The following is a 22,095-nucleotide window of genomic DNA, read 5'->3' on the forward strand; positions in this document are numbered from 1 at the left end:
AGACCAGCGCGGCCCGTCAGTGAGGGAACGACAGCAGGCAGCAGAATGACCAGCGCGGCCTGTCAGTAAAGAACAGCAGCATCATCGCGCCCGCCAACCAGCAGCCGCCATAAAAAAAGGCCGCTTGCGCGGCCTTTTATATTGTCAGTCAGATGTTAGTGCGTCTGGTTGTGTTCAACCGGATGACCTTTTTCGATCTCCGCTTTGTTCTTACCGAAGCGGCGACGCACCACCACGAAGAACACCGGAACGAAGAAGATAGCCAGCGCGGTTGCGGTAACCATACCGCCCATTACGCCGGTACCAACGGCGTTCTGCGCACCAGAACCGGCTCCGGTACTGATCGCCAGCGGCAGTACCCCGAGAATAAACGCCAGTGACGTCATCAGGATAGGACGCAGACGCATACGACAGGCTTCCAGCGTCGCTTCAACCAGCCCTTTGCCCTCTTTCTCCATCAAATCTTTGGCAAATTCGACGATCAGAATGGCGTTCTTCGCCGAGAGGCCAATGGTTGTCAGTAACCCCACCACGAAGTAGACGTCGTTACTTAAACCACGCAGCGTGGTGAAGATCAGCGCACCGACTACCCCGAGCGGTACCACCAGCATCACGGAGAACGGAATCGACCAGCTCTCATACAACGCGGCGAGACAGAGGAAGACCACAATCAGCGAGATTGCATACAGCGCCGGCGCCTGGTTGCCTGACAGACGTTCCTGATAAGACATCCCGGTCCAGTCATAACCGATACCGGCAGGCAGTTTTGCTGCCAGCTCTTCCATCAGGTCCATTGCCGCACCGGAGCTTTTACCCGGCGCAGCCTGTCCGAGGATCTCCATCGCAGGCAGACCGTTGTAACGCTCAAGACGCGGTGAACCGTACTGCCATTTCGCCGATGAGAAGGCCGAGAAGGGCACCATGGTTCCGCTGCCGTTGCGGACATACCACTTACCAATGTCGTCCGGCAGCATACGCGAGTCTGCCTGACCCATAACGTACACCTTCTTCACACGACCGCGGTCGATGAAGTCGTTGACGTATGAGCCACCCCACGAGGCCGCCAGCGTGGTATTGATATCGCTTAACGATACCCCCAGCGCCTGTGCTTTCTCCTGGTCGACGATCAGCTTGTACTGCGGCGTATCTTCCAGTCCGTTCGGACGGACGCCCACCAGCGTATCGGGATGCTGAGCGATCATGCCGAACAGCTGGTTACGCGCCTGGGTTAATTTTTCGTGACCCAGGTTAGCCTGATCGATCAGTTCAAAGTCGAAGCCGGTGGCATTACCCAGTTCGATAATCGCTGGCAGGTTAAATGGAATCACCATCGCATCTTTGATCGCGCCCAGCGCCTGCATGGCACGGCCCGCAATCGCCGGCACCTTCAGATCGCTGCTGCTACGTTCATCCCACGGCTTGAGGCTGACGAAGGCGATACCGGTATTCTGTCCACGACCGGCAAAGCCAAAGCCGTTAACGGTAAATACCGACTTAACCGAGTCTTTCTCTTTGGTCAGGAAGTAGTCGGTCACCTGGTCCAGCACTTTCTGGGTACGTTCCTGGGTTGCGCCAGCAGGCAACTGCGCCTGTGCCAGCAGCAGACCCTGGTCCTCTTCAGGTAAGAATGAAGAAGGTAAACGCAGGAACAGAAACGCCATGCCGACCACGATGACCAGATAGATCACCAGATAACGGCCAGTGCTGCGAATGATGTGGCCAACGCTGTCGACGTAATGGTTGGTGCTCTTGTCGAACAGACGGTTGAACCAGCCGAAGAAACCGGTGGTTTTACCGTGATCGCCTTTTTTCACCGGCTTCAGCAAGGTGGCACAGAGGGCTGGCGTCAGGATCAACGCCACCAGCACGGACAGCGCCATCGCCGAAACGATAGTAATGGAGAACTGACGGTAGATAACTCCGGTCGATCCGCCAAAGAAGGCCATCGGGATAAATACCGCCGACAGCACCAGGGCGATACCGACCAGCGCACCCTGAATCTGCTCCATCGAACGTCGGGTCGCTTCTTTTGGCGGCAGTCCCTCTTCCGCCATCACACGCTCAACGTTCTCGACCACCACGATGGCGTCATCCACCAACAGACCGATGGCCAGCACCATCCCGAACATCGTCAGGGTGTTGATCGAATAACCAAAGGCGCTGATAACCGCAAAGGTCCCTAACAGCACCACCGGCACGGCAATCGTTGGGATCAGCGTGGCGCGGAAGTTCTGCAGGAACAGATACATCACCAGGAACACCAGCACGATCGCTTCTAACAGCGTTTTCACCACTTCGAAGATAGAGATCTTAACGAATGGCGTGGTGTCGTACGGATAAACCACTTTCAGACCGGCAGGGAAAGAGGACTGCAGTTTTCCCAGCTCCGCTTTCACCGCATTTGCGGTATCCAGCGCATTGGCGCCGGTCGCCAGTTTAATACCGATACCGGAGGCCGGTTTGCCGTTATAACGGGCGATGATCTCGTAGTTTTCAGCGCCGAGTTCAATTTTCGCCACGTCACGCAGACGCACCTGCGAGCCATCCTCATTCACTTTGAGCAGGATTTTGCCGAACTCATCGGTAGAGGTCAGACGGGTCTGCGCAATGATAGAGGCGTTCAGCTGCTGGCCCGGCACCGGCGGCGTACCGCCTAACTGACCGGCAGCAACCTGGGCGTTCTGAGTATTCAGCGCGCTGATGACGTCAACCGGCGTCAGGTTGTAGTTATTCAGCTTGTGCGGATCCATCCAGATACGCATCGCATACTGCGCACCAAACACCTGAGTGTCACCGACGCCAGGCGTACGGCTCAGCGGGTCTTTGATGTTAGATGAAACAAAGTCAGAAATATCATTCTGAGTCATGTTGTCATCATCACTGATGAAGCCGGCGACCATCAGGAAGCTGCTGGAGGATTTTTTAACCTGAATCCCCTGCTGTTGCACTTCCTGCGGCAGCAGCGGCATCGCCAGTTGCAGTTTGTTCTGCACCTGAACCTGCGCGATATCCGCATCGGTACCTGACTCAAACGAAATGGTCAGCGTCAGCGTACCGGATGAGTCACTGCTCGAGGACATATACATCAGTCCATCGATACCGTTCATGTTTTGTTCGATGACCTGGGTCACCGAATCCTGCAGTGTTTTCGCATCCGCACCTGGGTAGGTGGCCTGAATCTCAATCGCCGGCGGCGCAACATTAGGATATTGCTCGATCGGAAGTTTGAGAATCGATAGCGCACCAGCCAACATGATGATGATGGCGAGCACCCACGCAAAGATGGGGCGATCGATAAAGAACTTAGCCATGAATCAACGGCTCCTGTTATGACGATGACTTATCAGATGGCGACTTTGAATCGGGTGCAGCTTTAGCATCGTCTGAGACTTCTTGTGGGGTGACCTGCGCGCCAGGTTTAGCACGTTGCAGACCGGTACTGATCACACGATCACCCGCTTTCACGCCGTCGGTCACTAACCACTTATCGCCAATCGCTTGTGCGGCCGTAACGGTACGCGCTTCCACTTTATTGTCTGCACCTACCACCATCACGGTTGCCTGACCGGTTGGGGTACGGGTTACCGCCTGTTGCGGAACCAGCAGCGCAGTAGGGTTGGTGCCTTCATCCAGCCGCGCACGCACGAACATGCCCGGTAACAGCGTGTGGTTCGGATTCGGGAAGATCGCGCGCAGGGTGATAGAGCCGGTGGTTTCATCGACAGTAACGTCAGAGAATTCCAGCGTACCTGGCTGAGAGTAAGTGCTGCCGTTCTGCATCAGCAGCGTCACGTTGGCTTTACCGTCGTTCTGCTTCAGCTGACCGGATTCCAGTTCGGAACGTAAGCGCATGAAATCTTCGCTCGACTGGGTAACGTCAACGTACATCGGGTCAAGTTGCTGCACGGTGGCCAGCGCGGTGGTTTGCGCGCTCTGCACCAGCGCACCTTCGGTGACCGATGATTTGCCGATGCGGCCGCTGATCGGCGAGGTGACTTTGGTATAAGCCAGATTGATACGTGCGGTTTCGACATTAGCCTTAGCTACCTGAACTGCGGCTGCGTTCTGCGCGGCCGTAGCGACGGCGGTGTCATAGTCCTGCTGACTGATATATTTGGTGCCAAGCAGCGGCTTGTAACGTTTTACGGTCAGCTGCGCAATGCGGGCATTAGCTTCTGCCTGCACCAGATCGCCTTTTGCACTGTCATAGGCGGCCTGATAGGTAGCTGGATCGATCTGATAAAGCGACTGACCCGCTTTGACATCGCTGCCTTCAATAAAATTACGCTTCAGAATGATACCGGAAACCTGAGGGCGCACTTCGGCCACACGAAATGCAGAGGTACGGCCAGGTAATTCGGTGGAAATTTTCAGTGGCTCGGTTTTTAACGTGACTACGCCCACTTCTGGCGCCTGTTGTTGGGCGGCTTGTTCGGATTTATTGTTATCACATCCTGTTAACAAAAAGCTGCCTGATAGCATCAGGACGGCCGCCAGAGGCGATAATCCTCTGATTTTATTCATAAATAAACCTCTAGTGTCCGATATCAATTGATCAATGGATCACAATCCGAAGAACCCATTGCTGCGTCAAATCGCGGGTCATGCTATGGTACATACATTCATAAATGTATGTAAACTTACCCGTCTGTAAAAAAAGTCCCTTATGGCACGAAAAACCAAAGCACAAGCACTTGAAACGCGGCACCAAATTCTTGATGCCGCCATCGTCCTGTTCTCGCAACAGGGCGTTTCTGCCACTTCACTGGCGGATATTGCTGCGGCGGCCAGCGTCACGCGGGGGGCCATCTACTGGCATTTCAAAAATAAAGCCGATGTTCTGCATGAAATCTGGCTTCGTTGTGATGCCGGGCTGGATGACGTGGAACTTGAGTATCAGACAAAATACCCGGGCGATCCACTATCTGTTTTACGCGCCATGTTGGTCTATATCTTTGACGCAACAGCAAACGATCCACAACGCCGCGCTTTAATGGAGATCATTTTCCATAAATGCGAATTTGTTGGCGAAATGGCGGCGCTAAAGAATATCCAGCAAAGTTTACTGCTCGAATGCTACGACAAAATAGAAGATGTTCTCCGTCAGTGTATCGAAGCGGAACAGCTTCCAGGCAGCCTTAACACCCGTCAGGCCGCGCTGATTATGCGCGGTTACGTTAACGGCATGATGGAAAGCTGGTTATTTACGCCGGAAAGCTTTGATTTAGCCAGCGATGCGCCGGCGCTGGTCGACGCTTTTATCGATATGCTGCGTCTCAGCCCGACCCTGGCCGCCCGCAGCTAAGCTGGCGGCAGGCGATCGCGTTTATTTTCGAAATCGCGCTGCACCATCGCCAGCGCAGATAATACTGTCTCCACCGGCAGCTGATGCTCTTCCAGCAACTGAATTAAATCGACCGCCAGTTTAACGTCATCCGGGGCATTCTCCAGCGACATCTCGCCTCCTATATACGCAGTTTTGCTGCCACCAGCAGCATTAACAGAGAACCGGCAATCGCCATGCCTAACGCGCCGATATGCAGCGTCGCCAGGCTACCCAGTTCAAAATAGCTGGCAATATAGCCGCCAATCAGTGCGCCAATCATCGACAGCGTCAGGGTCGCGAACAGACCGCCGGGTCGGCCCGGCATCACGATGCGCTTAAGCAACCCTAACAGCAATCCACTGAGTAGCCAGATGAATAAACCCATTATTCTCCTCCGTACCGAACCCTATCGAGTATAGAAGCGCTTTTTTACCGTTGCGCTTTATTCCTCTTGCTGGCCGCCTCGCAGCGATAATCCCCACTCTACCGAACGAATCGCCTGTCGGCAGCGTGCCAGACGGCCTTCTAACGTCTCCAGATCGTGTTTCAGCTGGCGCTGCACCGCCAGGGTTTCTGCCAGCGCCAGCCGCTGTTCACGCTGATCGATCATCGCCAGCAGGCGTCGCTCATATTCACGATACTCCTGATATTTCGCGGCGCGTGGGTTGCTCAGCGGCTTTTCCCGGCGGGTGCGCAGCTGTTGCGTGCTCGCTTCACGTTGCAGCGCGGCAATTTGATCGACCAGCCGCTCAGCCAGCCAGGCGCTGCGGTCCGGATCGCTGTTGCTGTCGCACAGCCGGGTGAAGTTCTGTTCCACCTCCGCCAGATAATCGGCGAGGCGGGTGCCTTTGCTGCGAAACAGCTGGCTGTCGAAGCGGGGCAGCCGGCACTGTCCGTCGGGGTGTGCCGCAATATCCTGACGCAGCGTAATAAGGAGGTGCTGCAGACGCTGCTGGGCGGAGATCGGGCTCATGGCGTCAGGCTCAGTTGTGCTAACGTAAGGGAATCAGGAAAGAGTTGGGCGGCATTCATGCAACGCATTGTGTTATTAACCCTCGGCTGGCTGGCGATTGTGCTGGGAACCCTGGGCATTGTATTACCATTATTACCTACCACGCCATTTATGCTATTGGCCGCGTGGTGCTTTGCCCGCTCCTCGCCGCGCTTTCATCACTGGCTGCTGTGGCGCTCGCCGTTTGGCCGTTATCTGCGCCACTGGCAGCAGCATCGCGCCATGCCGCCGGGGGCCAAAGGGCGGGCTATCTGCATGATTGTGGTGACCTTTGCGATTTCTATCGCGCTGGTCTCACTCTGGTGGGTGCGGATTATGCTGTTGATGATGCTGGCGGCACTGCTGCTGTTTATGTGGCGAATACCGGTGGTGGCAGAAACAGCGGACGCGCCGCCGCCGCCGCGATAAAGTTGCATTTATCCGGTCATTTGCTTAGATTTGGGCGTCTTCGTGCGTGGCTTCCCTTTGTGAATTGACTTCCGCTGAGCCTTTTACCAGGTATTGGCGCTATTGAAGCTGCGCGAAACAGAATTTTTTACCAGGCGTATCATTATGACCGACACTGCGCAGCAGCTTGAATTGATTAAAAACAGCATCAAAAGCATTCCTGATTATCCCAAGCCGGGCATCCTGTTCCGTGATGTCACCAGCCTGCTGGAAGATCCTAAAGCCTATGCCGCCTCCATCGCGCTGCTGGTGGAGCGCTACCGTGACAAAGGCATCACCAAAGTGGTGGGCACCGAAGCACGCGGTTTCCTGTTCGGCGCGCCGGTGGCGTTAGGTCTGGGCGTGGGCTTTGTTCCGGTGCGTAAGCCAGGCAAGCTGCCGCGTGAAACCTACAGCGAGTCTTACGAGCTGGAGTACGGCACCGATCGGCTGGAACTGCACAAAGATGCGATTCAGCCAGGCGATGTGGTGCTGGTAGTTGACGATCTGCTGGCAACCGGCGGCACCATTGAAGCGACCGTTAAGCTGATTCGTCGCGCAGGCGGTGAGGTCCGGGATGCCGCTTTCATTATCAACCTGTTCGATCTGACCGGTGAAACGCGCCTGAAAGCCCTTGGCGTTGAGAGCTACTGCCTGGTCAATTTCCCCGGCCATTAAGCCCTTTTTTCGGCCTTGCCAGGCGGCAGGGTCGTCACGCCTGCTCGTTCAAGATAACGAGTGCCAGGCAAAAGCGTAGCTGGTAGACTACTGCAATCCTGTACAGGGGTTGCAGAGCGTCTGCGCTCATCTTTTCCATCCAACTTCGTCGAATCCACATGAGCTATCAGGTACTTGCGCGAAAATGGCGTCCCCAGGCTTTTGCTGATGTTGTCGGTCAGGAACACGTTCTGACGGCGCTGGCGAATGGATTGTCTCTGGGACGTATCCACCATGCTTATCTCTTCTCCGGCACACGCGGCGTAGGGAAAACCACCATTGCGCGTCTGCTGGCCAAAGGCCTTAACTGCGAAACCGGTATCACCGCCACGCCATGTGGCCAATGTGATAATTGCCGGGAGATTGAGCAGGGCCGTTTTGTCGATCTGATTGAGATCGATGCCGCGTCGCGTACAAAAGTCGAAGACACCCGCGATCTGCTCGATAACGTGCAGTACGCGCCGGCGCGCGGCCGCTTCAAAGTCTATCTGATTGATGAAGTGCACATGCTGTCGCGTCACAGCTTCAATGCGCTGTTGAAAACGCTTGAAGAGCCACCGTCACACGTTAAATTCCTGCTGGCAACCACCGATCCGCAGAAGCTGCCGGTGACCATCCTGTCTCGCTGCCTGCAGTTTCATCTCAAAGCGCTGGATGTCGATCAGATCCGCCAGCAGCTTGAACATGTTCTGCAGCAGGAGCAGATCGACAGCGAAACACGGGCGTTGCAGCTACTGGCGCGCGCGGCTGACGGCAGCATGCGTGATGCGCTGAGTCTGACCGACCAGGCGATTGCAATGGGGCAGGGCGCGGTGACCAGCAGCACGGTCAGCGCCATGCTCGGCACGCTGGATGACGAACAGCCGCTCGGTCTGCTTGAAGCGCTGGTAGAGGGCGATGGTCAGCAGGTGATGTCGCTGTTGAGTCAGGCCGCATCGCGCGGTGTGGAGTGGGAAGCGCTGCTGGTTGAAATGCTGCGCTTACTGCATCAGATTGCCATGGTGCAGCTGTTGCCAGCCTCGCTGAATGACGACGACGAAAGTAACGCGCTCAGGCTGCGTGAACTGGCACGCGTGGTGCCGCCAGCCGATCTGCAGCTCTACTATCAGACCTTGCTGATGGGCCGTAAAGATCTGCCGATTGCGCCAGATCGCCGGATGGGCGTTGAGATGACGCTGCTGCGGGCGCTGGCCTTCCACCCTAAAGCCGCAGTGGCGGAACCGATTGCCCGGCCGACGTTAACGCAACAGTCGGCCCCGGTCGCGCCGGTGGAACACGCGTCGTCGCCGCAGGGAATGGCACCCTCGGCTCCGCCGGCTGGCCGGCCAGTAACCGCGCCGTCGTCTTCCGCGCAGGCTCAGCCGCCAGCCCGGCCAGCCGCTTCCGCGCCGTCGCCGGTTGCCGCGTCGTCCAGCCAGCAGCAGATTGCTGCGCAGCCGCAGATGGCCGCGCCCGATGCTGCGCCGCAGGCCGCGACGCCACCGCCTGCTGCCGCCGCGGATAATGCCCTTTCCAGTTCCACCAGTCAGCTCCTGCAGGCGCGCACCCAGCTGTTGCGTCAGGGAGCGAACAAGCCAAAAAAGAGTGAGCCGGCGGCGCCAGGTGCGCGGCCGGCCAACTCCGCGCTGGAGCGGCTGGCCTCGGTTACCGAGCGCAGCCAGCAGCGTATCCGCGAGCGTGAGCCTGCTGCGCCGGTAAAAGAAGAGGCGTATCGCTGGAAGGCGCAAACCCAGCCGGTGGTGGTGGCGGAACCGGTTGCCACGCCAAAGGCCTTGCGTTCTGCGCTGGAGCATGAGAAAACCCCTGAGCTGGCGGCGCGTCTGGCGGAAGAAGCGCAGCAGCGCGATCCGTGGGCGGCTGAAATTGCTTCGCTGCCGCTGCCTAAACTGGTGCAGCAGCTGGCACTGAACGCCTGGAAAGAGACCACCGAAACCGGTGTCTGTCTGCATCTGCGTTCCAGCCAGCGCCACCTTAATTCGGCATCTGCTCAGCAGGTGTTAAGCGCCGCCCTGAGTGAGGCTGCCGGGCAGGCAGTTGAACTCTCGGTGGTTGAAGACGATAATTCATCGGTGTTGACCCCACTTGAGTGGCGTCAGGCCATTTACGAAGAGAAACTGGCGCAGGCGCGTCAGTCGATCACTGGCGATACCCACATTCAGACGTTACAGCGGTTTTTCGATGCCGATCTGGATGAAGAGAGTATCCGACCTGTTTGAACACGCTGCCGCTATCTCAACGATAGCGTTGTGGCCTCAGCTGAGAGAGAAAACTATGTTTGGTAAAGGCGGATTGGGCAACCTGATGAAACAGGCCCAGCAGATGCAGGACAAAATGGCCAAGGTTCAGGAAGAGATCGCCGCGCTGGAAGTGACCGGTGAATCAGGCGCAGGCCTGGTGAAAGTCACCATCAACGGTGCTCACAACTGCCGCCGCGTCGAAGTCGATCCCAGCCTGCTGGAAGATGACAAAGATATGCTGGAAGATCTGATCGCTGCGGCGTTCAACGATGCTGCACGCCGCATCGATGAAACCCAGAAAGAGAAGATGGCGTCTGTCTCCTCCGGTATGCAGCTGCCACCAGGCTTCAAGATGCCGTTCTGATGCAAACCAGCCCACTGCTTGAATCATTGATGGAGTCGCTGCGCTGTCTGCCCGGCGTTGGGCCGAAATCGGCGCAGCGCATGGCTTTTCAGCTGCTGCAACGCGATCGCAGCGGCGGGATGCGCCTGGCGCAGGCACTGACCCGGGCGATGTCGGAAATCGGCCACTGTGCCGATTGCCGTACCTTTACCGAGCAGGAGATTTGCACCATCTGCGCCAATCCACGGCGTCAGCAGAATGGTCTGATCTGCGTGGTAGAGAGCCCGGCGGATATCCACGCCATTGAGCAAACGGGCCAGTTTGCCGGCCGTTACTTCGTGCTGATGGGGCACCTGTCGCCGCTTGACGGCATTGGCCCGGCCGATATCGGTCTGGATCGCCTTGAGCAGCGACTGGAAAGCGAAACCATCCAGGAAGTCATCCTCGCCACCAACCCGACGGTGGAAGGGGAAGCGACTGCGAACTATATCGCCGAGCTGTGCGGTCAGTATGGCGTAGACGCCAGCCGCATCGCGCACGGAGTGCCGGTTGGCGGTGAGCTGGAAATGGTCGATGGCACCACGCTCTCCCATTCGCTGGCGGGCCGCCACAAGATTAAATTTTAACCACTTGCCGGTGTTGTGACAGACACCGGCTTGAAAACCCCGCCGTCATCCCCACATCAACCTCAACGTTTGTTCAACCTGTTTTGTTGAGGTAGCAATGACCATGAAAGGACAAGAGACCCGTGGCTTTCAGTCGGAAGTAAAACAACTTCTGCACCTGATGATCCATTCTCTCTATTCAAACAAAGAGATTTTCCTGCGTGAGCTGATTTCCAACGCCTCGGATGCGGCAGACAAACTGCGTTTCCGTGCGCTGTCGGATGCCAGCCTGTATGAAGGCGACGGTGAACTGCGCGTCCGTCTCTCTGTTGACAAGGACAACCGCACCCTGACCCTGAGCGACAACGGTATCGGTATGCGCCGTGATGAGGTGATTGAGAACCTCGGTACCATCGCAAAATCGGGTACTAAAGCGTTTCTTGAATCGCTGGGCTCCGATCAGGCGAAAGACAGCCAGCTGATTGGACAGTTCGGGGTGGGCTTCTACTCCGCCTTCATCGTGGCGGATAAGGTCACGGTGCGGACCCGTGCGGCCGGTGCCTCGGCTGACGAAGGCGTATTCTGGGAATCGGCGGGCGAGGGTGAATATACCTTAGCGGAGATTGAGAAAGCCGACCGCGGTACCGAAATCACCCTGCATCTGCGCGAAGGCGAAGATGAATTCCTCGACGCGTGGCGCGTTCGCAACATCATCAGCAAATATTCCGATCACATTGCGCTGCCGGTTGAAATCGAAAGCAAAGATGAAGAGAGCGACAGCACCCACTGGGAAAAAATTAACAAAGCCCAGGCGCTGTGGACCCGCAACAAGTCTGAGATCAGCGACGAAGAGTACAACGAGTTTTACAAGCACATTGCCCATGACTTCAGCGATCCGGTCGCCTGGAGCCACAACCGGGTGGAAGGCAAGCAGGAATACACCAGCCTGCTCTACATCCCGGCGCGCGCACCGTTCGACATGTGGAACCGCGATCACAAGCACGGCCTGAAACTTTACGTGCAGCGCGTCTTCATTATGGACGACGCCGAACAGTTTATGCCGAACTATCTGCGCTTCGTCCGCGGTCTGATCGACTCGAATGACCTGCCGCTTAACGTCTCCCGTGAGATCCTGCAGGATAGCCGGGTCACCCAGAGCCTGCGCGGCGCACTGACCAAACGCACCCTGCAGATGCTGGAAAAACTGGCGAAGGACGACAGTGAAAAATACCAGACATTCTGGAAAGAGTTCGGTCTGGTGCTGAAAGAGGGCCCGGCAGAAGATCACGCTAACCAGGAAGCGATTGCGAAACTGCTGCGTTTTGCCACCACTCAGAGCGAAGGCGCGGCGCAAACCGTTTCGCTGGAGGATTACGTCAGCCGGATGGTGGAAGGTCAGGAGAAGATTTACTACATCACCGCAGACAGCTATGCCGCCGCGAAGAGCAGCCCGCACCTGGAGCTGTTCCGTAAGAAAGGCATTGAAGTGCTGCTGCTCTCCGATCGCATCGATGAGTGGATGATGAGCTACCTGACTGAGTTCGACGGTAAAACCTTCCAGTCGGTGAGCAAAGCGGATGATTCGCTGAGCAAACTGGCCGATGAAGAGACCGAAGAGCAGAAAGAGGCGGAAAAAGCGCTGGAGCCGTTTGTTGAGCGGGTGAAAACCCTGCTGGGCGAGCGGGTGAAAGAGGTGCGTCTGACGCATCGTCTGACCGACACGCCAGCGATCGTCACCACCGATGCCAACGAAATGACCACCCAGATGGCGAAGCTGTTTGCTGCGGCCGGTCAGGAAGTGCCGGAAGTGAAGTACATCTTCGAGATCAACCCGGATCATTCGCTGGTGAAACGCGTGGCGGACACCCAGGATGAAGCGCGCTTCGGCGAGTGGATCGAACTGTTACTCGATCAGGCGCTGCTGGCAGAACGCGGCACGCTCGACGATCCAAACCAGTTTATCCGTCGCATGAATCAGCTGCTGACGGCATAACGAAAAAGCCGGTGATCATCACCGGCTTTTTTTATGGCTGCGCGGCCTCACGCAGCCAGTCCCGAAACAGACAGATTTCCGGCTCAGGATGGCGGCTGTGTCGGGTCAACATCCAGGTCGCACGTTCGACGCGAACAAACCCCAGCGGCGCGATCAGCGTGCCATCCTCCAGCTCCTGCCGCACCAGCAGATGGGGCGCCATTAACACGCCCAGCCCACTGCGCGCCGCCTGGATACCCAGAGTCAGACTATCGAAATGCTTACCGCCGCTAAAGTTGCCGCTGATACCGGTTTTTTCCGCCCATTCTGACCAGGCGTGCAGCCGCGTATCGGCGTGCAGCAGCGGCAGGGCGCGCAAATCGTTGCCGCTCTGCAACTGGTGGGCAAACTGCGGCGCGCACAGCGGACCAATCTCATCCTGGCTGATCAGCATGGCGTCAATGTCGCTCTCGGGGCGCGCGCTGTGGCTCAGAATCAGCACATCGACATGTTCACTGCGCAGCTGCGCCAGATCCGTCAGCGGCTGGAAACGGATCTCAATCTCGGGATAGCGCTGGTAAAAGCTGGCGATGCGTGGAATCAGCCACTGTGACAAAAAGCTCGGGGCGCAGGAGACGCTGATATACTGGCGCAGGCCGGTGCGGATGGTTTCACAGCTGCTGCGCAGTTCACTGAACGCCTGCTGACAGCTCAGCAGCAGACGTTCACCGTGTGAGGTTAACTTCACGCGGCCGTTGCTGCGGACAAACAGCGGTTTGCCCATCCAGCTCTCCAGCTGCCGTATCTGATGGCTGATCGCACTGTGCGTGACGTGCAGGCGCTCCGCCGCCACGCTAAAGCTGCTGTGTAATGCCGCCTGGTGAAAATAGTGCAGCGCCCTCAGCGGTGGCAGTCCGGTCATCCTCATCCCCTGTTTAAAAATCTAACAAGGATTGTTCATTTATATCATTTTAAAGTCCAGCCGCATTGACCTACTCTACAGGGCAGATTCTGGCGGGTTGACTCAGCATACTATCTGTGTGTTCCCCTGATATTCCGCCGCACGTCACCTTCTCTTATGCCGCACTACAACCAAAACGAGACGCTCATGGCATACGCTCCATCTCCCTCTGCCACGCCGTCAGAAACGCGCGACCGTTTGCGCCTGGCACTGTCCCGTTTTTACAAGCTGGAGCAGTTTGATCTCTTCTTCGCCCCTTCGCTGCATGTGGCGCGGGTGCTGCTGTCACAGCTGTTTCTTCGCCAGGAGCAGGCGCGCAATCAGACACGCTACGCCTCACACTATCCGGTGACCGAACTCAACGTTCTGCCGGCGATCCCGCTGATGGCCGGCAACATCATGCTGGTGCCGCACGTCGATTTGCCCAACGCGCGGGTTCGCCCGCTGCGCGATTGCCAGAATCAGGGCGTCACTGAGGCGAGCGAAAGCTTTGCCAGCGTGCTGCACCATAATCTGATCGATGATGCGCATCTGTTTGTCACCCGGCTGGATCGTCACGCCGAGATCTGTGGCGATCTGGTGCTGGTGGCGCTGCGAACCTGTGATTTCAGTACGCTGGTGCGCAGCGAACTGCGCCTGTTTGAACAGGGGCTGAGTCTGACGGCTGTCGACGCGGCGCTGCGCCGTTTTGACGATCCACAGTGGCGGCCGTATAACGCCGCGACCGTGGATGCACTGTCGCTTCCCGGCCCGCTGTCACTGCACTCCAGCCATCAGCCCGGCTTGCCTTTTGCCAGCTTTAACCTGCCGCCGGCGATCATCACCACCCTGTGTGACGCGGATGATGTGGTGAAATGGCCACAGCAGGCGCGGCTGCAGCTTAACGCCAACGTGCGCGGCAGCGGCAAAAAGAGCATCAATATGACCCACCAGCTGGGCAAGCGATTGCAGACCTTATTGGGGTGCGGCGGTAAATCTGAAAAAGGCGCGGGCCGCTCGACAGGCGCTGCTATCGGGCCGGAAAGGCAGTAGAGTAGACGGGTGCGATCCGCGCCCTTCCTTGTGATGAGCGGGTCATAATGGTATGTTCTTCGCCTTCTCAGATAGATCAATGCGATTCGCAAGGGGATTTACGCAATGCGTATTATTCTGCTCGGAGCTCCGGGCGCAGGTAAGGGGACTCAGGCCCAATTCATCATGGAGAAATATGGCATTCCGCAAATCTCCACCGGCGACATGTTGCGTGCAGCGGTAAAAGCAGGCAGCGAGCTGGGCAACCAGGCGAAAGCCATTATGGATGCCGGCAAACTGGTAACCGATGAGCTGGTGATTGCGCTGGTTAAAGAGCGTATCACTCAGGAAGACTGCAAAAATGGTTTCCTGCTGGACGGTTTCCCACGCACCATTCCTCAGGCGGATGCGATGAAAGAAGCCGGGATCACCGTTGATCACGTGCTGGAGTTCGCCGTACCGGACGAACTGATCGTTGAGCGTATCGTCGGCCGTCGTGTTCATACCCCATCTGGCCGGGTTTACCATGTCACCTTCAATCCACCGAAAGTGGAAGGTAAAGATGACGTTACCGGTGAAGAGCTGACCACCCGTAAAGACGATCAGGAAGAGACCGTGCGTAAGCGCCTGGTGGAATACCATCAGATGACCGCACCGCTAATTGCCTATTACAGCAAAGAAGCGGAAGCCGGTCACACCGCCTATCACAAAATCGACGGCACCCGTAAAGTGACCGAAGTGAGTGCCGAGCTGGCGAAGATCCTCGGCTAAGCACCCTGGGGCCGGTATTACTGGCCCCTTTTGCAGTAATTGCTTTTACCTCCCACTAATTCCGCTACAATTTCCTCGTTTTCACGCATCCCCGTCGTCATCAAGGAATCACAATGAGGCAAGATAAGCCCGGCGTGTTACTGGTTAATTTAGGTACGCCAGACGCCCCAACCACACCTGCTGTTAAACGCTACCTGAAACAGTTTTTAAGCGATCCTCGCGTGGTCGATACGCCGCGCTGGCTCTGGTGGCCGATCCTCAATGGCGTGGTGCTGCCGTTTCGCTCGCCGCGCGTCTCTAAGCTCTACGCCTCGGTCTGGATGGAAGGCGGTTCGCCGCTGCTGGTTTACAGCCAGCGTCAGCGTGATGCGCTGGCGGCGCGCGTCGATATGCCGGTTGAGCTTGGCATGAGCTACGGAAATCCCAGCATGAAAAGTGCGGTAGATAAGCTGATGGCGCAGGGCGTAACGCGCCTGATCGTGCTGCCGCTCTACCCGCAGTTCTCCTGCTCGACCGTGGCGGCGGTGTGGGATGGTTTAACCGCGGTATTCAAAGATTACCGTTCGTTGCCTGAGGTGCAGTTCATCCGCGATTACGCCGAACATCCGGCCTATATCGCCGCGCTAAAAGCGTCAGTAGAGCGCTCTTTCGCGCAGCATGGTCAGCCCGATCTGCTGGTAATGTCGTTCCACGGCATCCCGCAGCGTTTCGCTAATGAAGGCGATGACTATCCTCAGCGCTGTGCCGATACCACTGCGGCACTGACCAAAGCGCTGGGTCTGCGTGACGACCAGTTTATGCTGACCTTCCAGTCGCGTTTCGGCCGTGAACCCTGGCTGATGCCTTACACTGACGAAACCATGAAAAGCCTGCCGGCCAAAGGCATCAGGCATGTGCAGGTCATGAGCCCCGGCTTCTCTTCAGACTGTCTGGAGACGCTGGAGGAGATCAGCGGTGAAAACTGTGAAATCTTCATGCACGCCGGTGGCGAAAAGTTTGAGTACATTCCGGCGCTCAACGCCGACGAAGCCCACATCGACATGATGGTGCAGCTGGTCAACGCACGCCGTTAAATCGAAGGCAGAGAGTGTGATATCATTCTCTGCCTGTTTTTCCAGACGGCACTCCCGATGAAATTTCCCGGCAAACGCAAATCCAAACACTACTTCCCGGTCAGCGCACGCGATCCCCTGTTACAACAGCCTGCTCAACACGATGTTGACGCGGGAAGCTGGGTAGTCGGCATCGATCAGACGCTGGTCGATATCGAAGCGAAAGTCGATGAGGCTTTCCTGACCCGTTATGGCCTGAGTGCCGGTCATTCCCTGGTGATCGACGATGCCGTCGCGGAAGCGCTCTACAACGAACTGATGCGCGATGCGCTGATCACCCACCAGTTTGCCGGTGGCACCATTGGCAACACGCTGCATAACTTCTCGGTGCTGGCCGATGATCGTTCAGTGCTGCTGGGCGTGATGTGCAACAATATCCAGATCGGCGGCTATGCCTATCGCTATCTGTGCAATACCTCCAGCCGGATGGATCTCAACTATCTGCAGGGGGTTGATGGTGCGATTGGCCGCTGCTTTACGCTGATTGGTGAGAATGGCGAGCGGACGTTTGCCATCAGCCCGGGCCAGATGAATCAGCTGCAGCCCGATAACGTGCCGGAGTCGGTGATTGCCGGTGCTTCAGCGCTGGTGCTGACGTCTTACCTGGTGCGCTGCGCTGAGGGTGAACCGATGCCGCAGGCCACCTTACGGGCGATCGAATACGCCAAACGTCATAATGTGCCGGTGGTGCTGACGCTCGGCACCAAACACGTGATTGGCGATAATCCCCAGTTCTGGCGCGACTTCCTGCGCGAACACGTCACTATCGTGGCAATGAATGAAGAGGAAGCTCTGGCGCTGACTGGCGAAGCCGATCCGCTGCTGGCCTCGGATATGGCGCTGGAGTGGGTGGATCTGGTGTTGTGCACCGCCGGGCCGACCGGCCTTTACATGGCTGGCTATACCGAAGAAGAGTTCAAACGTAAAACCAACCATCCGCTGCTGCCGGGTGCTATCGCCGAGTTTAACCAGTATGAGTTCAGCCGGGTCATGCGCCAGCAGGATTGCCAGCAGCCGCTGCGGATTTTCTCGCACATTGCGCCTTACATGGGCGGACCGGAGAAGATCATGAACACCAACGGTGCCGGGGATGGCGCGCTGGCGGCGTTGCTGCATGATATTACCGCCAACAATTACCATCGCCTCAACGTGCCCAATTCCAGCAAGCACGCCCGCCCTTATCTGACCTATTCATCGCTGGCACAGGTGTGTAAATATGCCAACCGCGTCAGTTATCAGGTTCTGAATCAGCATTCGCCGCGTTTAACCCGCGGGTTGCCGGAGCGGGAAGACAGTCTGGAAGAGTCTTACTGGGATCGTTAAGCTGCCCGCCACAGGATGTGAAGACAGCTGAAACTCAAATAAGGCTGAATCTGGCAGCAATAGATTAGCTCAACGCGCAGGGTACAGGGTCAGAAGAGGAAAGCCGCCCGCCGCCCGGATAAAAATGCCGGGCGCGTTTTTAGACAACGCAAAGCGCTGGCCCGGCTACGGGCGCACCTCAGGGATGAGGTGCATAATCGCGCGGGCCGGGCGAGTCAGGAATTGGCTTTTACGTCTTTCCGATCTGACCGCGTTCCCTGTGCTGGCACGCTCTCACCGCTCTCCGGGCCTGACTGAATCAACGCACTACGTCGCAGGCCTGTAAATCTTCGCCCTGCGTCATCTCATCCTGCAAAATCTGCAGCATGCTGCTGGCAATTTCACGCTCGCCCATCACCACCCGGGTTGCACCGCGCTCCATGATATATTCCACTTCATCGTCGTAATGCGCCCGGGCGATGATCTCAATATTCTGGTGCTTCTCACGCGCGGCGGTCACGACTTCACCCGCTTCATAGCCATTCGGGATAGTCAGCAACAGCCAGCGGGCGCAATCCAGCCGCGCCAGCTCCATGGTTTCAGTCCGGGCTGCATTGCCCAGCACCGCTTTAATGCCTTGTTCACGTAGCGCTTCGACGCGTGGACGGGAATTCTCCACCACCACCAGCGGCACGTTAGCCTCAATCAGCTTCTGGCCAATCAGGCTGCCGACCCGGCCATAGCCGACGATGACCGCGTGATTGCAGAACTCCACCGGGAGCTGCTTCTCTTCCTCGATCGCCTCTTCCAGCGTCTGCTCTTCCATGGTTTCGGTTTTCGCCAGAAAACGCTCCAGCAGGGTAAACAGGATCGGGTTGATCATGATCGACAGGATAGCCGCCGCCAGCACCAGATTGCGGCCTTCATTGCTCAGCAGGCCGAGCGAAATGCCAAGTCCGGCCAGAATAAAGGCGAACTCGCCAATCTGCGCCAGGCTGACCGAAATGGTTAAGGCGGTGCGGCGGGAGTGGCCCAGCAGCGTCACCAGCAGCCAGGCAGCAACGGATTTACCCACCACGATAATCACCAGCGCACCCAGCACCGCCAGCGGCTGCGTCACCAGAATCGCCGGGTCAAACAGCATGCCGACCGAGACGAAGAACAGCACGGCGAAAGCATCGCGCAGCGGCAGGGTATCGCGGGCAGCGCGGTGGCTCAGTTCAGATTCGTTCAGCACCATCCCGGCAAAGAAGGCGCCGAGCGCGAATGAGACATCGAAGAATTCAACCGCGCCAAACGCAATCCCCAGCGCCAGCGCTAACACCGCCAGCGTAAACAGTTCGCGTGAGCCGGTGGCGGCGCTGCGGGCGAGGATCCACGGAACGGCACGCCGTCCGACCACCATCATCAGCACCATAAAGGCGGCCACTTTACCGATGGTCCACAGCAGGTCCCACGCCAGCAGTCCGGCGCTGGCGTTACCCTGTTCCATCATGCCGGCAATCGCTGGCAGCAATACCAGCGTCAGCACCATCACCAGGTCTTCAACAATCAGCCAGCCAATGGCGATCTGGCCCCGCTGGCTATCAATTAACTGACGCTCTTCTAACGCCCGCAGTAACACCACGGTACTGGCGGTGGAGAGACAGAGGCCAAACACCAGGCCGGTCATCCACGACCATCCCAGCGTCCATGACAGACCCATTCCCAGCAGCGTCGCAACCGCTATCTGTGCAACCGCACCGGGAATGGCGATCGACTTTACCGACATCAGGTCTTTTAACGAGAAGTGCAGGCCAACGCCAAACATCAGCAGAATCACCCCCAGCTCCGCCAGTTCCGGCGCGAGGTTAGTATCGGCGACAAAACCTGGCGTAAAGGGACCGGCCAGCACGCCAGCCAGCAGGTAGCCGACCAGCGGTGAAATGCGCAGGCGGTTTGCCAGCATCCCAAGGAGAAATGCCAGAACCAGTGCTCCGACAATGGTGGTAATCAACGGTGTGGTGTGATGCATGCCTGTCTCCTTGTATGCAAATGTATCCGCTTGTAACAAAGAAGTTTAATGCAAAATGGACGCTTTCGCTGAGCAATTTGCGGGAAGAGCAGAAAAAATCGGTTAAATGAGAGAAAAACGTAACCGAAAGGCCATTTTGGTTGCTTATCGTTAATATCGGCTGCTGTGATGCTTTATTAAGGGCCGGATAAATAAAGATTACTTCGGTTAAATGACCTAAGCGTGACGCGTATCAATGGCTAATCGCCATCTTCGCCGGCGAAACCCTCGTCTGGCCCGGATTTGTCAGGCTGTCAGCCCTCAGGAGAATGGAATCCGCTTTATCGGCTATTTAATGCGCTGTCAGCCGGAGCGTAATCTGCCATCAGTGATGCCTGCCGCGTGCTTTAGCCTTGAGTTCATCATAATAATGTGCGAAACAGTGGGGCAGCCCGGTGAGCGAACCCGCAGAGATAAACGGGCCAGACAGAAATAAGGAGATTAACGGTGTTGTTATCACGATGGGCAGGATCGAGCGTTGCGCTAGTACTGGCGCTAATGCCGCTGTTTTCTCAGGCTGCAGAGTCTGACCGCACGTACCGCTTTAGCCTGCTGCACACCAATGATGAACATGGCCACTTCTGGTTCAATCCGCAGGGTGAATATGGTCTGGCAGCACAGAAAACGCTGATGGATACGCTGCGCTACGACGTGCAGGCGAAAGGCGGCGGCGCATTAATCCTCTCGGCGGGCGACGTCAACACCGGGGTACCGGAATCGGATGAACTGGATGCCGAACCCGATTTTCGCGCCATGAACCTGATTGGCTACGATGCCATGGCGCTCGGCAACCATGAGTTCGACAAGCCAATTGCGGTGCTGCGTAAGCAGGAAAAGTGGGCGCGATTCCCACTGCTGGCAGCCAATGTCTATCAGAAGAGCAGCGGCGAGCGGATGTTTAAACCGTGGGCGGTGTTCAATCGTCTCGGCCTTAAAATTGCGGTGCTGGGACTGATTACGCCTGACACTGCCCGGCTGGCCAACCCGGCGGGTTTAACCGACGTCGAATTCCGCGATCCGATCGCCGAAACCATCAAAGCGGTAGCAGAGTTACGCGCCAGCGAGAAACCGGACGTGATTGTCGCCCTGACGCACCTCGGCCACTACGACGACGGCAAGCACGGCAGCAACGGAATCGGTGATGTTACGCTGGCGCGCAGTCTGCCCGCCGGCACCCTCGACCTGATCGTCGGCGGTCACTCGCACGATGCGGTCTGCATGGAAAAAGAGAACGTCAGCGTAAAAAATTATCAGCCTGGCCAGCCGTGTCAGCCCGATAAACAGAACGGCATCTGGATCATGCAGGCGGATAAATGGGGCAAATATGTCGGGCGCGGCGATTTCACCTTCCGTAATGGTCAGGTCACGCTGGAGGCGTACCAGCTGCTGCCGGTCAACCTGAAGCACCTGGTGAAGAACGCTGACGGCAGCGAAACCTGGCTCACCTGGCAGCAGGAGATCCCGAAAAACAGCGCGATGATGAAGCTGCTGATGCCGTTTCAGAAACGGGCTGAGGCAAAACTGACCGTTAACGTCGGCAGCGCGGAGGGGGATTTCAATGGCGAAAAAGAGCAGGTGCGCTTTGAGCAGACCAATCTCGGCCAGCTGATTTTACGGGCGCAGATGGCGCATACCCAGGCTGACTTTGCGGTGATGAGCGGCGGCGGTATCCGCACTTCCCTGAAAAGCGGCAAACTGAGCTGGCGCGATCTGCTGCAGGTTCAGCCGTTCGGCAATCAGGTCGTGTCGGTGAGCCTGACCGGTGCCGAGATTAAAAAATATCTGGCGGTGGTGGCCAATATTCAGCCTGACTCAGGTGGCTACGCCCAGTTTGCTGGCATCAGCCTGACGGCCGACGGCAAACAGGTCAGCGACATCCGCATCAACGGTAAGCCGCTCGAAGAGACGCAGCACTATCGGATGGCGACCAACAGCTTTAATGCTGCCGGGGGCGACGGCTATCCGCGGCTGGATAATCATGCCGGTTTCGTGAACAGCGGCGCGGTGGATGCCCAGGTGCTGCGCGACTGGATCAAGGCGCATGCGCCGATCAAGGCCAGTGACTACCAGCCGCAGGGACAGATAGTGCATCTCACCGACGAGCAGATCAGGCAGCGTGATGAGGCGGCGGAGAAAGCGCGTAAACGCAACTATCCTAAAATGATTCTGGCGTGGATCTGGCCGTGGGGGAATGAAACAGCACGGGCGCATTGAACGTTTCGGGAGGCGCTTGCGCCTCCCGATTGT

19 protein-coding genes and 1 other annotated feature are annotated in these 22,095 nt (G+C 57.3%); of the genes, 12 read left to right on the plus strand and 7 right to left on the minus strand.

What is annotated here, in order from left to right; genetic code table 11:
- Nucleotides 1-155: 155 nt before the first annotated feature.
- On the minus strand, nt 156-3,311 hold the full coding sequence (locus AC6I8D_RS04580) for an efflux RND transporter permease subunit (protein ID WP_312053437.1): 3,156 nt from the start codon (nt 3,309-3,311) through the stop codon (nt 156-158).
- 16 nt (nt 3,312-3,327) lie between these two features.
- A complete protein-coding gene (locus AC6I8D_RS04585) occupies nt 3,328-4,524 on the minus strand; it encodes an efflux RND transporter periplasmic adaptor subunit (protein WP_497819703.1) in 1,197 nt (398 codons plus the stop codon).
- Nucleotides 4,525-4,666: 142 nt separating this feature from the next.
- Between AC6I8D_RS04585 and acrR the strand changes: the two genes are divergently transcribed.
- Nucleotides 4,667-5,305: a multidrug efflux transporter transcriptional repressor AcrR gene (gene acrR / locus AC6I8D_RS04590; RefSeq protein WP_497819704.1), complete on the plus strand. Its 639-nt coding sequence runs from the start codon at nt 4,667-4,669 to the stop codon at nt 5,303-5,305.
- On the opposite strand, the gene rsmS is transcribed toward acrR, so the two are convergent.
- The 3 genes from rsmS to priC are packed head-to-tail and all read right to left on the minus strand — an operon-like array spanning nt 5,302 to nt 6,299.
- Nucleotides 5,302-5,457 carry a pleiotropic regulatory protein RsmS gene (gene rsmS, locus AC6I8D_RS04595; RefSeq protein ID WP_312758259.1) on the minus strand — a complete coding sequence of 52 codons (156 nt, stop codon included), beginning with the start codon at nt 5,455-5,457 and terminating at the stop codon, nt 5,302-5,304. The two genes, acrR and rsmS, sit on opposite strands and share 4 nt — an antisense overlap.
- Before the next feature lie 8 nt (nt 5,458-5,465).
- The gene (locus AC6I8D_RS04600) at nt 5,466-5,711 is read right to left on the minus strand and encodes a GlsB/YeaQ/YmgE family stress response membrane protein (RefSeq protein ID WP_312758258.1); all 246 of its coding nucleotides are present in this window, start codon (nt 5,709-5,711) and stop codon (nt 5,466-5,468) included.
- A gap of 57 nt (nt 5,712-5,768) precedes the next feature.
- Nucleotides 5,769-6,299, minus strand: a complete 531-nt coding sequence (priC, locus tag AC6I8D_RS04605) for a primosomal replication protein PriC (protein ID WP_497819705.1) — start codon at nt 6,297-6,299, stop codon at nt 5,769-5,771.
- A gap of 57 nt (nt 6,300-6,356) precedes the next feature.
- On the opposite strand from priC, the gene AC6I8D_RS04610 reads away from it, so the two are divergent.
- From AC6I8D_RS04610 to htpG, 6 genes are all read left to right on the plus strand, one after another.
- The gene (locus tag AC6I8D_RS04610) at nt 6,357-6,746 is read left to right on the plus strand and encodes a DUF454 family protein (protein WP_312758255.1); all 390 of its coding nucleotides are present in this window, start codon (nt 6,357-6,359) and stop codon (nt 6,744-6,746) included.
- Nucleotides 6,747-6,890: 144 nt separating this feature from the next.
- The gene (gene apt / locus AC6I8D_RS04615) at nt 6,891-7,442 is read left to right on the plus strand and encodes an adenine phosphoribosyltransferase (protein WP_312758254.1); all 552 of its coding nucleotides are present in this window, start codon (nt 6,891-6,893) and stop codon (nt 7,440-7,442) included.
- 158 nt (nt 7,443-7,600) lie between these two features.
- Nucleotides 7,601-9,697 carry a DNA polymerase III subunit gamma/tau gene (gene dnaX / locus AC6I8D_RS04620; RefSeq protein ID WP_497819706.1) on the plus strand — a complete coding sequence of 699 codons (2,097 nt, stop codon included), beginning with the start codon at nt 7,601-7,603 and terminating at the stop codon, nt 9,695-9,697.
- Nucleotides 9,039-9,100: a sequence feature (DnaX frameshifting element), on the plus strand. (Overlaps the previous gene by 62 nt.)
- 55 nt (nt 9,698-9,752) lie before the next feature.
- On the plus strand, nt 9,753-10,082 hold the full coding sequence (locus AC6I8D_RS04625; RefSeq protein ID WP_031377860.1) for a YbaB/EbfC family nucleoid-associated protein: 330 nt from the start codon (nt 9,753-9,755) through the stop codon (nt 10,080-10,082).
- Nucleotides 10,082-10,687, plus strand: coding sequence for a recombination mediator RecR (recR, locus tag AC6I8D_RS04630; RefSeq protein WP_031377861.1), 606 nt, complete (start codon nt 10,082-10,084; stop codon nt 10,685-10,687). The genes AC6I8D_RS04625 and recR overlap by 1 nt, the downstream gene beginning before the upstream one ends.
- 97 nt (nt 10,688-10,784) lie before the next feature.
- The gene (gene htpG, locus AC6I8D_RS04635; RefSeq protein ID WP_312053447.1) at nt 10,785-12,659 is read left to right on the plus strand and encodes a molecular chaperone HtpG; all 1,875 of its coding nucleotides are present in this window, start codon (nt 10,785-10,787) and stop codon (nt 12,657-12,659) included.
- A 31-nt stretch (nt 12,660-12,690) separates the two neighbouring features.
- On the opposite strand, the gene AC6I8D_RS04640 is transcribed toward htpG, so the two are convergent.
- Nucleotides 12,691-13,560, minus strand: coding sequence for a LysR substrate-binding domain-containing protein (locus AC6I8D_RS04640; protein ID WP_312053449.1), 870 nt, complete (start codon nt 13,558-13,560; stop codon nt 12,691-12,693).
- Between the two features lie 186 nt (nt 13,561-13,746).
- Here AC6I8D_RS04640 and AC6I8D_RS04645 point away from each other — a divergent pair, with 186 nt between their 5' ends.
- From AC6I8D_RS04645 to AC6I8D_RS04660, 4 genes are all read left to right on the plus strand, one after another.
- Nucleotides 13,747-14,631: a DUF6024 family protein gene (locus tag AC6I8D_RS04645; RefSeq protein WP_497819707.1), complete on the plus strand. Its 885-nt coding sequence runs from the start codon at nt 13,747-13,749 to the stop codon at nt 14,629-14,631.
- Nucleotides 14,632-14,736: 105 nt separating this feature from the next.
- Nucleotides 14,737-15,381, plus strand: a complete 645-nt coding sequence (gene adk / locus AC6I8D_RS04650; RefSeq protein WP_031376054.1) for an adenylate kinase — start codon at nt 14,737-14,739, stop codon at nt 15,379-15,381.
- A gap of 113 nt (nt 15,382-15,494) precedes the next feature.
- Entirely contained in the window at nt 15,495-16,454 is a 960-nt protein-coding gene (gene hemH / locus AC6I8D_RS04655; RefSeq protein WP_312053453.1) for a ferrochelatase, read from the plus strand.
- Between the two features lie 57 nt (nt 16,455-16,511).
- Nucleotides 16,512-17,816, plus strand: coding sequence for an inosine/guanosine kinase (locus AC6I8D_RS04660; protein WP_312053455.1), 1,305 nt, complete (start codon nt 16,512-16,514; stop codon nt 17,814-17,816).
- A gap of 298 nt (nt 17,817-18,114) precedes the next feature.
- On the opposite strand, the gene ybaL is transcribed toward AC6I8D_RS04660, so the two are convergent.
- Nucleotides 18,115-19,809, minus strand: coding sequence for a YbaL family putative K(+) efflux transporter (gene ybaL, locus AC6I8D_RS04665; RefSeq protein ID WP_497819708.1), 1,695 nt, complete (start codon nt 19,807-19,809; stop codon nt 18,115-18,117).
- 486 nt (nt 19,810-20,295) lie between these two features.
- Between ybaL and ushA the strand changes: the two genes are divergently transcribed.
- Complete coding sequence (gene ushA, locus AC6I8D_RS04670; protein WP_312053459.1) at nt 20,296-22,062, plus strand: bifunctional UDP-sugar hydrolase/5'-nucleotidase UshA; 1,767 nt, start codon at nt 20,296-20,298, stop codon at nt 22,060-22,062.
- The last annotated feature ends 33 nt before the right edge of the window (nt 22,063-22,095 follow it).

The sequence above is a fragment of the Pantoea sp. X-Soil-MYKO-1785 genome (assembly GCF_059730675.1).

Coding starts and splice junctions, on each gene's coding strand:
- AC6I8D_RS04580 (WP_312053437.1), bottom strand. CDS start 3,311: ATGGCTAAGTTCTTTATCGATCGCCCCATCTTTGCGTGGGTGCTCGCC.
- AC6I8D_RS04585 (WP_497819703.1), bottom strand. CDS start 4,524: ATGAATAAAATCAGAGGATTATCGCCTCTGGCGGCCGTCCTGATGCTA.
- acrR (WP_497819704.1), top strand. CDS start 4,667: ATGGCACGAAAAACCAAAGCACAAGCACTTGAAACGCGGCACCAAATT.
- rsmS (WP_312758259.1), bottom strand. CDS start 5,457: ATGTCGCTGGAGAATGCCCCGGATGACGTTAAACTGGCGGTCGATTTA.
- AC6I8D_RS04600 (WP_312758258.1), bottom strand. CDS start 5,711: ATGGGTTTATTCATCTGGCTACTCAGTGGATTGCTGTTAGGGTTGCTT.
- priC (WP_497819705.1), bottom strand. CDS start 6,299: ATGAGCCCGATCTCCGCCCAGCAGCGTCTGCAGCACCTCCTTATTACG.
- AC6I8D_RS04610 (WP_312758255.1), top strand. CDS start 6,357: ATGCAACGCATTGTGTTATTAACCCTCGGCTGGCTGGCGATTGTGCTG.
- apt (WP_312758254.1), top strand. CDS start 6,891: ATGACCGACACTGCGCAGCAGCTTGAATTGATTAAAAACAGCATCAAA.
- dnaX (WP_497819706.1), top strand. CDS start 7,601: ATGAGCTATCAGGTACTTGCGCGAAAATGGCGTCCCCAGGCTTTTGCT.
- AC6I8D_RS04625 (WP_031377860.1), top strand. CDS start 9,753: ATGTTTGGTAAAGGCGGATTGGGCAACCTGATGAAACAGGCCCAGCAG.
- recR (WP_031377861.1), top strand. CDS start 10,082: ATGCAAACCAGCCCACTGCTTGAATCATTGATGGAGTCGCTGCGCTGT.
- htpG (WP_312053447.1), top strand. CDS start 10,785: ATGACCATGAAAGGACAAGAGACCCGTGGCTTTCAGTCGGAAGTAAAA.
- AC6I8D_RS04640 (WP_312053449.1), bottom strand. CDS start 13,560: ATGACCGGACTGCCACCGCTGAGGGCGCTGCACTATTTTCACCAGGCG.
- AC6I8D_RS04645 (WP_497819707.1), top strand. CDS start 13,747: ATGGCATACGCTCCATCTCCCTCTGCCACGCCGTCAGAAACGCGCGAC.
- adk (WP_031376054.1), top strand. CDS start 14,737: ATGCGTATTATTCTGCTCGGAGCTCCGGGCGCAGGTAAGGGGACTCAG.
- hemH (WP_312053453.1), top strand. CDS start 15,495: ATGAGGCAAGATAAGCCCGGCGTGTTACTGGTTAATTTAGGTACGCCA.
- AC6I8D_RS04660 (WP_312053455.1), top strand. CDS start 16,512: ATGAAATTTCCCGGCAAACGCAAATCCAAACACTACTTCCCGGTCAGC.
- ybaL (WP_497819708.1), bottom strand. CDS start 19,809: ATGCATCACACCACACCGTTGATTACCACCATTGTCGGAGCACTGGTT.